A 15,184-nucleotide genomic window follows, 5' to 3' on the forward strand; every position below is an offset into this window, starting at 1 on the left:
TCAGGCTTCCCTGAACTCGGTGCGCGCCACGCCGTTGTCGAGATTGATCGTCGTGCGCAGGCGCATGCGCTCAGGCGTCGGCGTCATGATCAGCACGGCGTCGATCTCGATTTTCAGGCCGGTCTTGTCGCCAAGATTGACCGTGACTTTCGTCGCGCTTTCCTTCAGCCGCGGCTCGAAGGTGGCGAGCACGGCGCGGATCTCACGCGCCAGAACATCGCGGTCGAAGTCGCGCGATGAACGGCCGGAGAAGGCCGGCACGCCGTAATTGACCACGCTGCGGCGCACCTCCGGAAAGTCGTCCAGCGCTGTCGGGCTGTCGGTCATCTGCTCGGCCTCGAGATCGGAAAGCATGGGCGTCGACTCGAAGCGTTCGGTGTTGAACAACGCCTCGATGTCGCGCCGCACGGCCTCGCGCAGCACGTCGGGCGAGACCACGATGCCACGGCTTTCGAGCTCGCCGCGGTGCCGGTTCTGAAACGCCAGCCTGTGCAGCCGGCGTTTCTGATCGGGGTTCAATGCGTCGTCGGCGTCGATGCGCCTCGGTCCGTCCGCCAGCAGCTCGTCGAGGCGCTCCTCGCCGAGTTCGTCGTGCAGAGCCTGCCTGAGCCCGTCTATCTCGGAACTCAGGCCGGGCAAATCGTTGACGAGGCGGTCCCAGAGCGAAGGCTGTACTGCCTCGCGCTTGGCCCGTGAACCGCCCGCCTGTGCCTTGTCCGCGGCAGGGCGCTTTGCACGCCCCTCACTTGCCGACATAGACATCCATTTCGGCTTCGTCATTGTCGTCATAGACGAACTTGATCTTCTTGTAGGCGAAGGAGACCTCCTCCTGGATCAGGTCGGCTTCATCGTCGGCCTGCGTCATGTCGTATTCCATGATCGAGGCGTCGGTCAGGGTAACGACCAGATAGTCCTTGCTCTCGCCGTCGATGGTCCGCCGCGCCGAGAACTTGACCTCGTCCAGCGCCTTGTTCTCGAACAGGGCCTTGGCCAGATAGGGTGAGGCCTTGTCATAGTGCTTGGTGAACTTGATCATGCCCATCGACACGCGGCCGCGGCGCGAGAGGGAATTGGGGTCATAGGGCGCGACCATCTTGTAGTCGACGCCATGGATCTCGATCTCGTCGTCGTGGCCGTCGCGCGTGCTGGGGCCCTTGATATCCGGAACTTTCAGAAAACCGTCGATCTTCATTGTGGGCATTTTCGTTCTCCACCGCTTTCAACAAAACAAGGTTGGTTGCTGCAATCAGGTCTTCACGGACGGCAATTCCGACACCAGCCGGAGCGAGGCGTTGATGCCTTCCAGCTGGTAGTGCGGGCGCAGATAGAAGCGGGCGTTGTAATAGCCCGGCCGGCCCTCCACGCTGTCGACCTGCACCTCGGCGGCGGCAAGCGGACGCTTGGCGCGCGCCTTGTCGTCGGCGAAGGCCGGGTTGGCCAGCACGTACCGGTTGATCCATTCGGTCAACCAGATCTGCATGTCGGAGCGTTCCTTGAACGAGCCGATCTTGTCGCGCGCAATAGCCTTGAGGTAGTGCGCGAAACGGGAAACCGGGAACAGATACGGCAGGTTGGCGGAGAGCCGTTCGTTGGACTGGGCGTCGGGATCGACGAGGCGTCCGGCACGCGTCTCGTCGTCCTGCAGCGAGTGAGCGCCGATGAAGGCGGCCAGATCGGTGTTCTTGCGGTGCAGGATCGGCATCAGACCAAGCTTGGCCAGTTCCGCCTCGCGCCGGTCATCGATGGCGACCTCGGTCGGGCATTTCATCGCGATCGAGCCGTCGTCCGTCGGGAAAGCGTGCACCGGCAAATTGAGCACCGTGCCGCCGTTCTCGACGCCGCGGATCTGCGTGCCCCAGCCATAGAGCTTGTGGCTGCGGTTGATGTTGACGCCCATCGGGAAGGCGGCGTTCATCCAGACATATTTGTTGTGGTCGCCCTGCACCTCCTCCTCGAAGGAGAAGCCCTTGACCGGAACGGTCTCGGACCCGTAGGGCAGACGCGCCAGCACGCGCGGCATGGTCAGCCCAATATAGCGGGCGTCCTCGCTCTCGCGCAGCGACTGCCACGAAGCATAGGCCGGATTGCTCACGATCATCTGCAGGTCCTGCGGGTTGGGCAGTTCCTGCCAGCTGTCCATGCGGAACAGCCGCGGCGAGGCGGCGGCGATGAACGGCGTGTGCGCCGAGGCGCAGATGCCGGAGATGTTGCGCAGCAGGCCGACGTCGCGCGGATGGTTCGAAAACTCGTAAGCGCCAACGATGCAACCGATCGGCTCGCCGCCGAGCATCGAATACTCGTCCGTGTAGACTTTCTTGAAGATCGGGCTCTGGTCCCACATCTGGCCTTCATAGTCTTCAAGCGTGTCGGCCAGTTGCTCCTTGGAGATGTTCATCACCCGGATCTTGAGATGCTTGGCATCCGTCTCGGTGTTGTTGATGAGATACCAAAGGCCGCGCCATGTGCCTTCCATCTCCCGCACTTCCGGTGCGTGCAGGATTTCGTTGACCTGCGTCGTCAGCATCTTGTCGATGCCGGCGATCAGCGACTTGATCGACTTGATCGAATTCGACGAAATCGTCGTCGTCTCCGAGCGCGACTGCGCCGCCAGCGCCAGGTTGCGCACAAGCTGCTGCAGCTTCTCGCTGTCGTCCTTCTTGACCTTGAAGTCCTTTTCCAGCAGCTGGCTGAACTCTCCGAGATCGACGGCCTCGGCCTCGGCGACGGATGCTGCGGTCTTTTGCTGTTCGGCCATGATTTATTCCTCACCCTTGTCGTCGGACAGCGCCTGGGCAGCGATCTGGCCAAGCAGCGGCTGATTGTTCAGCAACTGCGCGATGCGCTTTTCGGCATCGACGCGACCGTCCATGAAGCCGAGCAGTTCCTCGAGCTGGCGCCGCATCTTGAGGATCTCGGCCAGTTGAGGCACCTGTTCGGCGATCTTGTCAGGGGCGAAATCGCCCATCTTGGTGAAGGTCAGGTCGAGTGCGAGCTCTTCGTCGCGCTCCTGGCCTTCGGCCTGCGGCAAGGTGTTCTTCACCCGCGCCTTGACCCTGGGCCCCATTGCTTCCATGAATTTGGGGAAGCGGTTGGCATCGGTCTCGACAAAGGAACGGTCGAGCACCGTCTTTGCCGCTTCCCGGGTCTGCGATGCGCCCGACAGGTCGGCCATCACGCCCATGACGAACGGCAGTTCGATCGTCGTCGGGCTGCCGTAGGTTTCGACATCGTAGGCGATCTGCACGCGCGGGGCGCGATTTCGCTCGATGACCTTCGCTTTGCTTTCGGCTGGCATGTGTTGCTACCTTTCATCCTTTTGGGCAGTCTTCTTGGCGTCGGGAACACCGGCGAGCAGCCGGAATTCCTTCAGCCCCGACGGGGCGAGATCTTCCATCAGTTCAACAAAATCCATGTGCACCATCCGGCGCACCCGGCGGGCGAGATGCGGGATCGGGCTCGACGGCTCGGTGCGATCGTAGAACGCCACCACAAGGTCGAGGCACTTCACCACATCGTCGCGCGAGGAAATCCTGTCGGGGAGGCCCACACCTGGCTCTGCGTAGCTTGCCATCGTCTCGGCTCCATGACCGTTTCTGGCCGGCATTGCCGGGCTTGCCGTGGCAGGCGCCGGGCTGGCTGCGCCATTCGTCGCCGCCGCGGCCGTCGTTTCCACCGCCGTGTTGCGTTCCAGCGTCGTCAGCACGCGCTGCAAAAAGCGCTTCAGGTCCGGAACCGCCGCGCCATTGCCTTCAAGCCGGGCGTTCAGCGCCGTGTCGACCGCGTCCAGCGCTCCGATCGCGCCGTGAGCATTGGCGATCAGCGCCGTCATCTGTTCACCGGCCTGATCCATCTGCGCCGCGCATCCGCTGCCCACCCGGTTCAGCAGCTGCCCATGCGCGCTGACCAGCGCTGCCTTTTCGGCGGCATTCAATCCCGAGGCCGCTTCCTGAAGCATGACGCGGTCGTCGAGCGCGCCCTGTTCAAGATCGCGTCCAGTGATCGGCCCCATCGGTCGTGGGGCGAAGAAAACCATCTGCCTGAGGTCCGCCAGCAGCCCGTCCTGGCCATTCTGCAGGTCGGCCAGCGCGTTGAGGCGGCGCAAGGCGGCGTCGCGCGGCTGACCGCCTGGCCGCAGCGCCGGGTGCATCGTCTCCCAATGCGCCTCGAAAGTCTGCGCGATCAGTGTCAGGCCCTGCGCCAGCCCGGCGAGCCCTTCTTCATTGGCAAGCGCCCGGGCAACGATGACAAGCAGGCGCAGGTCGCGGCCATGCGAACGCAATTCCTCGGCCTTGCCAAGAACGGCAGGCCAATCGACCGGAATCGTCGATTGCGCGGCAGGCTTGTTGCGCCCGTCATGGACAACCTTGACCTGCGGCTCGGTGAGGCGCTCGAGCTCGTGAAAGACCGGATCGTTGCGCAAGTCTTCGCCTGACGGATTTTCACCGTCCAACGGAGCAAGCCAGAGTGCGAGATCGATCACAGCTACCCCCAGCGACCGGCTCTAAAACCGTACGTGACCCAACGTTAGCACACGGTTGCACCCTACCACAATTCGGCAAACCGCTCAAAAGTTAACGGGCGCTACCGCGAGCCAGTGCAACTGCATCTCGAATGGCGCAATCTATGGCCTGCTTGCCCAGCCCCGTATGTGAAGCGCATCGCATAGAATTGGAAAAAATCGTGGTTGTCTGCATTTGGTGGCGCGGGACTTTCCACAAAGGGAAGCGGCCGGCTGAATGACGCGCTTTGTCAAGCGGCTGCTTATGTGGCAGGCTGTCGACGGGCAGATTGCAGGAGCAGGTTCGATGGAACAGCGCCGGTCGTCGCAGAGTGTCAAACGCAAGGAACTGGTCGACAAGCTGAACCCGACCAGCAAGCGGGCCTTCGGCGCAGCGGCCGCAGCGGCAAAGCTTCGCGGCAACCCTTATGTCGAACTTGTCCACTTCATCGAGCAACTGGTGCTTTCGGAACGCAGCGACGTTCAGATGATCCTTGCCGATGCCGATGTTGATATGGGCAAACTGGCCGGCGACATGAGCCGCGCGGTCGACAAGCTGCCCTATGGCGCCACCTCGATCGAGGAATTTTCCGATCACATCTTTCATGCCATCCAGGAAGCCTGGAGCTTGGCCGGGCTGCAGTTCAAGGCCGATGAGGTCCGCAGCGCGCATATTATCCTTGCCTGCCTGAAGACACCGGTGCTGGAAGGCCTGATGTCGAAGATCAGCGGCGAGTTCGACAAGATCGACGCCGACGCGGTCATCGCCCGCTTCGCCGAGGTGGTCGAGGGTTCACTCGAAGCCGGCGCTGCGGCTGCGGCTACTCCCGCCGCCGAGGCGCCGCGGCGGGCTCCGGGCGGGGATTCCGCGCTGGCCAAGTACGCCACCGACCTCACCCAGCGCGCCCATGACGGCAAGATCGATCCGGTCGTCGGCCGCGATCCGGAGATCCGGCAGATCATCGATATCCTGATGCGGCGCCGGCAGAACAACCCGATCCTGACCGGCGAGGCCGGCGTCGGCAAGACGGCGGTGGTCGAGGGCTTCGCCTTGCGCATCGCCCAGGGTGACGTACCGCCGCCGCTGCAAGGCATCAGCGTGCGCATGCTCGATGTCGGCCTCATGCAGGCCGGCGCCAGCGTCAAGGGCGAGTTCGAAAAGCGCCTGAAGACGGTCATCGACGAGGTTCAATCCTCCGAAACGCCGGTGATCCTGTTCATCGACGAGGCGCATACGCTGATCGGCGCCGGCGGTGCCGCCGGAACCGGCGACGCCGCCAATCTGCTGAAACCGGCGCTGGCGCGCGGCGAACTGCGCACCATCGCGGCAACCACCTGGGCCGAATACAAGCAGCACATCGAAAAGGACCCGGCGCTGACCCGCCGTTTCCAGGTGGTCAAGATCGACGAGCCGTCGGAAGCGGTCGCCGTTCTCATGCTGCGCGGCGTCGCCGGCGTGCTCGAACAGCACCACGAGGTGCAGATCCTCGACGAGGCGATCGAGGCGGCGGTGGCCTTGTCGCATCGCTACATTCCGGCGCGGCAATTGCCTGACAAGGCGGTGAGCCTGCTCGACACCGCTTGCGCCAGGGTCGCGGTCTCGCAGCATGCCACGCCGGCTGAGGTCGAGGACATTTTGCGCCGCCGCCAGGCGCTGGAGGTCGAAAGCGGCATCATCGGCCGCGAGGCCGCGATCGGCATCGAAGTGGCCGACCGGCAGGCGCGGGTCGAGGCAGGGCTCGCCGAGACCGAGACGACGCTCGCCGCCGCCGAGGAGCGTTGGGAGCGCGAAAAGGCGCTGGTAGCCGAGATCCTCGAATTGCGCGCGCGGCTGCGCGGCGGCGGCGTGCCGCTCGATGAGGTGGCGACCGCTGAGGCCGATGCCGAAACGGCGGCGCCAGACGCGGAAAAGACCAAGGTGCCGAAGGCCGAGGCGCCAAAGGCTGAAACACCCAAGGCTGAAACACCTAAGGCTGAAAAGCCCAAGGCCAAGGCGGCCAAAGCCAAGGGCGAGGGGCTTGCGGATACAGAGGCAGCGCCGTCAGATCCGGCAGCCGATCTTGCGCGGCTGCGTGAACTCATGGCCGAGCTTGCCACCGCGCAGGGCGAGACCCCGCTGATCCTGCCCTCCGTCGACCGCAATGCGGTGGCTGCCGTGGTTCAGGATTGGACCGGCATCCCGACGGGGAGAATGCTGTCCAGCCAGACCGAGAAGGCGCTCAAGCTGGCCACCACTCTGTCCGAACGCGTCGTCGGCCAGGACCACGCCATGGAGATGATCGCCAAGCGCGTGCAGACCAGCCGCGCCGGGCTCGGCGCGCCGGAAAAGCCGGTCGGTGTGTTCCTGCTCTGCGGCCCATCGGGCGTTGGCAAGACGGAGACGGCGCTGGCGCTGGCCGAAACGCTCTATGGCGGCGAGCAGAACCTGATCTCGATCAACATGTCCGAGTTCCAGGAGGCGCACACCGTCTCGACGCTGAAGGGTGCACCGCCCGGCTATGTCGGCTACGGCAAGGGCGGCATCCTGACCGAGGCCGTGCGCAGAAAACCCTATTCGGTGATCCTGCTCGACGAGGTCGAGAAGGCCCATCCCGATGTGCACGAAATCTTCTTCCAGGTTTTCGACAAGGGCATGATGGATGACAGCGAAGGCCGGCGCATCGACTTCAAGAACACGCTGATCCTGCTGACCTCCAATGTCGGCTCCGAAGTCATCATGGAGCGGACCCAGAACGGCACGGTGAGGGCAGGGCTCGACGGCCTCGACGCCGCCCTGCGCCCCCCGTTGCTGAAGGTATTCCCGGCGGCCTTTCTCGGCCGCGTCGTGACCATTCCCTACTACCCGCTGTCGGATTCGATGATCGAAGCCATCACCCGCCACCAATTCGGCAAGATCGCCCGGCGGCTGCGCGCCAGCCACGATGCCGAACTGGTGATCGGCGATGGCGTCATGGCGCTGGTCAAGGCGCGCTGCACCGAGATCGAGTCCGGCGGCCGCATGATCGACGCCATCCTGACCAACACCCTGCTGCCGGAACTCAGCCGCGGCGTGCTGAACCGGTCGCTCGACGGCGAGAAGATGACCAAGGTGACGGTCAGCGCTTCCGCGGACGGGTTTGCCTATTCGTTCGAATAGGTCTCACAGCGAGCCTGTGCCGGCTCTATTGCTGCGGTGTCTCCGTCTCGGCGCGGATCAGTTTGATGTCTGCGCCCGCCGCCCAGGCGCCGATATCCTCGCGCCGCAACGCCGCCGCCATCATGTCGGGAAACAGGTCCGGCGTGCAGGCGAAGACCGGTATGCCGAGCGCTGCGACCGAGGCCGACATCGCCGGATCGTAGCCCGGCCGGCCCTGATCGGTCAGCGCCAGCAGAACCACGACATTGACGCCGGATCGCACCAGCGCCGCCAGCCGCCGCAGCAAGTCCTGTCCGTTGCCGCCTTCATAAAGGTCGGTGATCAGCACGAAATGGGATTTGGTCGGCCGCTCGATGCGATCGGCGCAATAGGCGACCGCCTGGTTGATGTCGGTGCCCCCGCCAAGCTGCACGCCAAACAGCACTTCGACGGGATCGCTGAGCTCCTCGGTCAGGTCGACAATTGCCGTATCGAAGCAGACCAGCTTGGTGCGCACCACCGGCAGCGAGCCCATGACAGCAGCGAAGATCGAGGCATAGATCACCGAGCTCGCCATCGAACCGGACTGGTCGACGCACAGCACCACCTCGTCGAGATCGACCAGCCGGCGCTGCTTGCGCATGAAACCGACGAGTTTTTCCGGCACGATAGTTTTGTGCTCCGGCTGGTAGTGGCGAAGGTTGGCCGAAATGGTGCGCGGCCAGTCGATGTCGCGTTGGCGCGGGCGGTTGGTGCGCCGCGAGCGGTCGAGCGCGCCGCGGATCGCCTCGGCGGTCTTCTGCTCCAGCCGCTGCATCAGCTTGGCGACGATGTCGGCGATGATGGTGCGGGCAATGTCCTTGGTCTTGGCCGGCATCACCGAGCGCAGCGAAATCAGGTCGGCGACGAGGTTGACGTCGGCCTCGATCGCCTTGAGGAATTCCGGCTCCATCAGCATCTGCTTCAGGTTCAGCCGTTCGAAGGCGTCCTTCTGGACGATCTGGACCACCTGTGCTGGAAAGAAGGAGCGGATATCGCCCATCCACTGCGCCACGCGCGGCGCCGAGCGGCCAAGCCCGCCACGCCGCTTGCGCGGGTCGGCATCGGTATTGGCGCCATCGCCGTAAAGCGCATCGAGCGCCGACGACAGTTTTTTGTCGTCGCTGGAAAGGACAGACGAAGCCTCGTCATCGGCGCCGATCGCCAGCCGCCAGCGGCGCTCGCGGTCGCCATCGGCCGATGCAGTGGCGGTACCTTCCGCGTTTGTTTCGTCTTCCATCGTCACGCTTCGCTCGCAAGCAGGGGGCCAAGCCGCTCCAGGTGCCGGCGCCAGCCTTCGCCGCCATCCGGCGCCGGCGTCAGGCCGGCCGGCAGCCTGGCGGTGCGGCCGAGCACTGCCTCGATCAGCCGCCGCCGCTCCATGCTGTCCAGATTGGAGAAGACGCGGCGCAGCAGTGGCAGATGCGCGATGAAGGTCTGCTCGTCGAGCGATTTGAGCCACGCATCGACCGCGCCGCGCAAGCCTTCGTCATAGATCAGCCGCTGACCGGCGGTGCTGAAGAAACCTTCGAAAAAACCCGCCGCCTGCGCCACCGGCGTTCCCGGCGACAGCCTGCGCCCGAGCAGTCCGGCGGTGTCCTCGGCCGACAGCTGGCCGGCTTCGTAGAGGAGATGCGCGGCACAGCCGGCGAGCAGCGCTGTCGATCGCGCGCCATCCAGCACGCCGACCAGTCCATTGCGCCAGGCATCGAGCACGTCTTCGCCGGGCTCGATCAGGCGGATCGCCGCGTCGGCCTTGCGCACCGCGCCGACCAGCGTCGTGGCGGCCTGCTCGTCGAGGTCGCGCACCGCATAGGGCAGCGCGATCGCGCCTTCGACGATCAGTCGTTCCAGCAAACCGGATAGCCGGTTGGTTTCGGTCTTGCGCGCCTCGCCGTAACGGATGATGTCGGCAAGCGGCGGCACCGAGGCCAGGATTTCCAGGCACTCGCTGCTGTGCGCCGCGCGTGCCTCCAGCGCCGCAAGACCGGCGCTCGCGGCCTCCGACAGATCCGCCGTGATGGCGCTCTGGACCAGTGCGGCAAGCGTGTCGAGGCTGGCCGCGGCGCCGAGCATCTGAGTCAGGCGGCCATTGGCAGCCTTTTCGATGGTCGGGCCATAGATCAGGTTCTCGACCAGGCGCACGGCATATTCCGGCTCCCAGGCCAGGGTCCACTTTTCGCGGAAGGTCCCGCGGCTGCGGCCGGCGTCGGCCAGCCTGCCCCACTGCACGCCGAGCACGTTCAGCCGGTGCAGCAATGTCGAGCGAAACAGCCCGCTTTCGCTGCGCAGGTCGACGGACAGTTCGCGCTCCAGCGCCTCCGGCTTCAGTCGTGCCGCTTTCTGGTTGCGCTGCAGATCCTCGATCAGCGGGGCCAGCGGCGTGTCGGGTGGGATCTCGCCGACATCCGCGCCCAAAAGCAGCTCGGCTTCAACGAGGGACCACAGCACCGCTTCGCCGTTGAACAGCGCCGCGATCGCCGCGTCGCGCAATTCCTCGAAGCCGGGTTTCGGCCGGTCGCGAATGGCAGCCAGCGTGCGCGCAAGCCGCTCGGCCTCGATCAGCGACGCCGTCGAGACCAGATGGCCCTTCGCCCGCAGCACTGCCGCGATCATCGCCAGCCAAAGCGTCGCGGCATCGCGCCGCTCGCGCGTGCGCCACAGATGTTTGCACCAGCCCGGCGCAACGACACCGGCGCCATAGCCATAGCCCAGTGCCAGACGCGGTCCCGTCCATGGTGCCCATGTCATCGTGCTCTTGCGCCGGGCAATTCCCTTGATCAGCGCCTGGTCGTTCTTCTGCGTGTGCGCGGCCTGCAAGGCCGGCACGTGCCATGCGCCGCAGACGACAGCGATCGGTCCGTCGAACTCCTTGCGCGCGGCAGCGATTTCCAGCCGCATATGCGCTTCACGTTTGGCCTCGAACGGCGCGATCGTGCCTTCGCCATCGCGCAGCGTCGTCATCGCATCGGCGATGGCCGTGAAGATCGGACCCGGCTGCGGGTTCTGCTCGATGATGTCGGCCCACCAGCTCTCGCCGTCCTCATAGCCGGCGGCCGCAGCCAGTGTGCCGATCGGATCGCGATGAGAAGCCGCCTCGCCATCCTCGCCGGTTTCCTCCTTGGGCTCGGCCTTGTCGGCCTCACCGGTCTTGTCGGCGCTCTCCGTCGCCGACGCGAAGCGCGCCGATGACGGCAGGTCGATGAACCGCAAAGCCGCCTTGTTCTCCACCGCCCACACCGCCGCCTGGTATTCGGGTGAGAACTCGGCGAACGGCCAGAAGCTGGTCGCGGCCGGATCGTCTTCGGGATAGCACAGCAGCGCCACCGGCGGTTGCATTTCCGGACGCGCCAGCAGCGGCAGCAGGGCGGATGCGTCGCTCGGCCCTTCGATCAGCACGGCGACCGGTTGCAGGTCGCGCAGCGCCTGCACCAGGCTGGCGGCGGAGCCCGGCCCGTGATGGCGGATGCCGAAATAGGCGACGTCGCTCATGACCTCAGATCGCTGCGTTCAGCGCCGCGTAGTAGCCGGCATAGTCGGGCCGCTTCTTGAGCACTGTTTCGAGATACTCCTCCAGCACCACCTTGTCCTGCACCGGATCCTTGATGATGGCGCCGACAAGGCTGGCGGCAAGGCCTTCGGCGCCGAGCTTGCCGCTGTCGAACCACGCCGCCTGGCTGAGGCCGCCGACCATGGTGGCGATCGCCTCGGCGGTCGACAGCGAACCGGAAGGCGTCTTCAGCGTCACCTTGCCGTCGGCGGTGGCGCCCGAGCGCAACTCGCGGAAGATGGTCAGCACGCGGGCGATCTCCTCGCCGACATTTTTCGGCACCGGCAGGTCGAGCCCGCCGGCCATCTCGTCGACCCGCTTGGCGACGATCGCCACCTCTTCGGCCATGTCTTCGGGCAGCGGCAGCACCACCACATTGAAGCGGCGTTTCAGCGCCGAGGACAGTTCGTTGACGCCCTTGTCGCGGTTATTGGCGGTGGCGATGATGTTGAAGCCACGCTGGGCGTAGATCGACGTATTGAGTTCCGGGATCGGCATCATCTTTTCCGATAGGACGGTGATCAGCGTGTCCTGCACGTCGGAGCCCATGCGCGTCAGCTCTTCCAGACGGCAGAGCTTGCCGCTCTCCATGGCGCGGTAGAGCGGCGTTGGCACCAGCGCTTCCTGGCTCGGTCCCTTTGCCAAAAGCTGCGCATAGTTCCAGCCATAGCGAATCTGGTTCTCGTCCGTGCCGGCCGTGCACTGCACGATCAGCGTGGAATTGCCCATGATGGCGGCGGCGAGATGTTCCGACACCCAGGACTTGGCGGTGCCGGGAACGCCGAGCAGCAGCAGCGCGCGGTCGGTGGCGAGCGTCGCCACCGCGGTTTCCATCAGCCCGCGGCGGCCGACATATTTCGGCGATATCACGGTGCCGTCGCTGGCCTTGCCGCCGAGCAGATAGGTCAGCACGGCCTTTGGCGACAGGCTCCATCCCGCCGGCTTCTGGCGGTCGTCATTGCGCGCCAGCGCCTGCAGTTCGGACGCATAAGCCTGCTCGACCGGGAGGCGGATCGCTGCGTTCATGGTGCTGTTCTCCGGATTGTCATGTGTTGGTTCCCGTCAGGGCTGCATTGAGGCGCAGAAAAGCGAGCGAAGCCGCCGCCGGCGGCATGCCGGCCCCAACGATGTCGCCGATCAGTCGTTCCGCTGTCGCCGCAGTGGCAAGAAAGCCTATCGTTTCCAGGGCGTGGTCTGCGCTTCGCTTCGCGGGCTCGTCGTTTCCCGCAACCTTGGAGCGCAGTACCGACAGCGCCTTGCCATTTGTCAGATCGCCCCATTCCAACCAGCTTGTTTCGGCGCCTTCGACCAGGTTGAGCGCTTCAAGATTCTGCGCGTCCTTCAGGATCTGCCTGATAAGGGTGCGCTTCCTGCCGCTGTCCAAACGCAACATGAGGTGGAAGACAAACAATGCCGATTTGCCGCCCTCGGCGGCCAGCGTATCTGCCAACAGTGCCACCGTGGCATCGCTGCCGGATACCGCGACCATCCGAACGAGAGACAGATCGGCTCTGTCGTCGACACCGAATTGCCATGCCCCGATGAAATCGGATTCCATTTTACCGAAGCGCGCGGCAAGGTCGACCAGATAACAGCTCGCAAACAGGTCGACGCGCCGACTTTCTTGGGCAGCCGACTTCAGCTTTGCCGGCGTGTAGGTGATGCGGCGGCGGATGAAACCGGATTTGCCTTCGGCAATGAAGGCAGCGAGTTCGGCAACGGGATCGTCGGCTCGACCGTCGCCGGCGCGGCCGTGCTCGCCCAGCCTTGCCAGCAGCCGGCCCGCCAGTTCCTGCACCTTGCCGGAGCGGTCGGCGGCCAGGCTTTTCAGGAACGGCGCATCCGCGGGCGTCAGGCCGAAATGCATGAGTTCGATCAGTGCAAGCCGGACTTCCGCCGGTTCGCCCGGCGCCTTGGTCTCAATCAGCGAACGGGCCGCCGCCGGATCGCGGCGGCGCATCTCGGCCAGCGCGCTGCGGCGCGCGGCGGGGTAGAAGTCATCCCAGTTCTGCACCGTCAGCTGCTCCTGCGGGCTGGTCTTCAGCCCCTCCACGCTGGCCTGCCAGTCGATCCACGGCGCATAGACGTCGGGGCTGTTCTGATCCGACGCGGAGGGCATCCAGTCCATGGGATGCAGCACGTAGCCGCGGCTGGCGACGAGTGTGGCCACGCGTGACTTGCGCCGCGCATCGGCGGCGTTCTTCAGGGTAGCGCGCAACAGTGGCCGCAACCGCTCCGGCAGCATCGGCAGGCCAAGCCTTGGCAGCGGCGGGCGCCGCTTCAATGTCGTCGGCGCGGCGGGCCGCAAGCCGACATCGAGCGCCTGCGCGGCGATCGCCAGCAACAGCCGCTCGCGCTCGTCCGGGCTTGCACCGGCGGCGATTTCCTTCCACGCGGCTGGGGCCAGATCGAATGTCGTTCCGCCGGTGATCCAGCAGTCGCGCATCGTCGCCAGGCCGGTCAGTTCGAGCTCGTTCATGACAGGTCGAGCCTCCCGAACCCGCTTTGCGCGGCCAAGAGATCGAGCCGCCCCCCATTCCACAGCGCTGCGGTTGCCGCGAGGTCGAGGCCAAGCACGGTCTGATCGACGGTGCCGGCGACGGGCAAGGCAATCCCTTGCGGATCGTGCGCCGCTTGCCACCAGGCGGCGCCGCGCTCGTCTAGCAGGATCGCGCCCGCCGGCAGCATCAGCGGACAGTCGGTGGACCATGGCGCTGCGTCCTGCTGCGATGCATGCGCGGCGAGCGGATCCTTGATTGTGTCGAGGCCGAAATCCGGCCAGGCCCCGGACACGACATCGCCCTTGCGCTCCGCCACCAGCGCCCGCAGCGGCTGGCGCGAGGGATAAAACACCAGACGCGCATCGAAGCGGTCGCCGGGCGTGAACGCAGCAGAACGGCGGCCGGCCGAGGCCGGAAAGAAATCGAGCAGCAGCGCAAATTGCGGCGTCGGACACTTGAGGTCGAGCAGCCATGTCGAATGACCGACAAGACCGTCGCGACGGGTCTCGATCTTCTCGCCGATGACTTCCCAATGGCTGTCGACCTGTTTTGCATCGGGATTGGCCAGAACCTGGTCGCGGGTCTCGGACGCCGACACCATCCGCTTGAACTCGGGATCATCGGGTGCCGCGCGCCAGGCCTTGGCCAGCAGCACCAGCTTGCCGAGTTCGCGGATCGCCGCATCCGGCCGTTCCTCGCTGCGCAGCGCCATCAACCGGGCCGGGATCTCGTCGATGCGTCCGGCGAGTGCCGTCGCCTTCATGTCGACCAGCCGCGCGGCAATGCGGCGGCAGCGCTCGCTGCTGGCATCGGCAAAGGCGGAAAGGCCGAGCCGCAGCTGGTCGGCGATCCACTGGTCGAGTTCGTCCAGCGCTCCCGCCACCGCTGTCCGCGTGTCTTCCGCCCGCTTGCGCTGTGCCGCCTCGCGGCGCTCCGCTGCGGCAGCGTCCTCGATTGCGGTGACTTCATCCGGGTGCGCGGCCTCACCGATGCTCTTGCCGGACGCGCCGGCCCCCGCGCCCGGCGTTGCAGTGGCCGGCTGGCCCGTCGTCTTCCGGCGCCGGCCAAGCCAGTCATTCACCCACTCCGGCGTCGATTCGGCAGCGGTGAAGCTGGCGGGCGCGGTGGCGGCGATCCACATCAGCGCCAGCGTGTGCTTGCACGGAAACTTTCGCGACGGGCAGGTGCATTTGTAGCCGTGGTCGCCGGTGTCGACCACGGTGCGATAGGGATTGGAGCCGGAGCCCTGGCATTCCCCCCAGATCAAGGCCTGCTGCTCGTTCTTCTCCAGCCTCGGCCAGTTCGAGCGTTTGGTGAGTTTCGAGGCGGCGCTCAGCGACGCCTGATCGGGGGCCAGCCCCTCGATGGTTTTCAGGTCGAATTCCAAGCCGCGCCTCTCGTCACCCCAAATCAATGCCTGGCATCAGTATAGGGTGCCGTTTGTGAAGGATTGTTGTGGTTCCGGCAAGACGAAGATGGCC

The 15,184-nt window shown here is 65.4% G+C and carries 11 protein-coding genes; 1 reads left to right on the plus strand and 10 read right to left on the minus strand.

Translation table 11 applies throughout. From position 1 onward, the window contains the following. From tssE to tssA, 5 genes are read right to left on the minus strand one after another with little or no spacing between them, the layout of a single operon-like run. The gene (gene tssE, locus ACYHH6_RS14220; protein ID WP_352589303.1) at positions 1–756 is read right to left on the minus strand and encodes a type VI secretion system baseplate subunit TssE; all 756 of its coding nucleotides are present in this window, start codon (positions 754–756) and stop codon (positions 1–3) included. Beyond that, positions 743–1,192 (minus strand): Hcp family type VI secretion system effector, encoded by a 450-nt coding sequence (locus ACYHH6_RS14225; RefSeq protein ID WP_352589300.1) that lies wholly within the window; start codon positions 1,190–1,192, stop codon positions 743–745. Before ACYHH6_RS14225 ends, tssE begins: the two co-directional genes overlap by 14 nt. A 54-nt stretch (positions 1,193–1,246) precedes the next feature. Continuing rightward, positions 1,247–2,755: a type VI secretion system contractile sheath large subunit gene (gene tssC, locus ACYHH6_RS14230; protein ID WP_352589033.1), complete on the minus strand. Its 1,509-nt coding sequence runs from the start codon at positions 2,753–2,755 to the stop codon at positions 1,247–1,249. A gap of 3 nt (positions 2,756–2,758) precedes the next feature. After that, positions 2,759–3,295, minus strand: coding sequence for a type VI secretion system contractile sheath small subunit (gene tssB, locus ACYHH6_RS14235; protein WP_352589029.1), 537 nt, complete (start codon positions 3,293–3,295; stop codon positions 2,759–2,761). A 6-nt stretch (positions 3,296–3,301) separates the two neighbouring features. Further along, on the minus strand, positions 3,302–4,480 hold the full coding sequence (tssA, locus tag ACYHH6_RS14240) for a type VI secretion system protein TssA (protein ID WP_352589026.1): 1,179 nt from the start codon (positions 4,478–4,480) through the stop codon (positions 3,302–3,304). A gap of 325 nt (positions 4,481–4,805) precedes the next feature. Here tssA and tssH point away from each other — a divergent pair, with 325 nt between their 5' ends. Further along, positions 4,806–7,634, plus strand: coding sequence for a type VI secretion system ATPase TssH (tssH, locus tag ACYHH6_RS14245; protein ID WP_352589297.1), 2,829 nt, complete (start codon positions 4,806–4,808; stop codon positions 7,632–7,634). 25 nt (positions 7,635–7,659) lie between these two features. On the opposite strand, the gene ACYHH6_RS14250 is transcribed toward tssH, so the two are convergent. From ACYHH6_RS14250 to ACYHH6_RS14270, 5 genes are read right to left on the minus strand one after another with little or no spacing between them, the layout of a single operon-like run. Further along, on the minus strand, positions 7,660–8,892 hold the full coding sequence (locus ACYHH6_RS14250; RefSeq protein WP_352589023.1) for a VWA domain-containing protein: 1,233 nt from the start codon (positions 8,890–8,892) through the stop codon (positions 7,660–7,662). Positions 8,893–8,894: 2 nt separating this feature from the next. Continuing rightward, positions 8,895–11,144 carry a DUF5682 family protein gene (locus ACYHH6_RS14255; RefSeq protein ID WP_352589020.1) on the minus strand — a complete coding sequence of 750 codons (2,250 nt, stop codon included), beginning with the start codon at positions 11,142–11,144 and terminating at the stop codon, positions 8,895–8,897. A 4-nt stretch (positions 11,145–11,148) separates the two neighbouring features. Next, positions 11,149–12,228, minus strand: coding sequence for an ATP-binding protein (locus tag ACYHH6_RS14260; protein WP_352589017.1), 1,080 nt, complete (start codon positions 12,226–12,228; stop codon positions 11,149–11,151). A gap of 19 nt (positions 12,229–12,247) precedes the next feature. Further along, on the minus strand, positions 12,248–13,681 hold the full coding sequence (locus tag ACYHH6_RS14265) for a DUF5691 domain-containing protein (RefSeq protein WP_352589014.1): 1,434 nt from the start codon (positions 13,679–13,681) through the stop codon (positions 12,248–12,250). Further along, positions 13,678–15,090 carry an SWIM zinc finger family protein gene (locus tag ACYHH6_RS14270; RefSeq protein WP_352589011.1) on the minus strand — a complete coding sequence of 471 codons (1,413 nt, stop codon included), beginning with the start codon at positions 15,088–15,090 and terminating at the stop codon, positions 13,678–13,680. The genes ACYHH6_RS14265 and ACYHH6_RS14270 overlap by 4 nt, the downstream gene beginning before the upstream one ends. Between the last annotated feature and the right edge of the window lie 94 nt (positions 15,091–15,184).

It is taken from the genome of Mesorhizobium sp. P171375 (genome assembly GCF_057786075.1).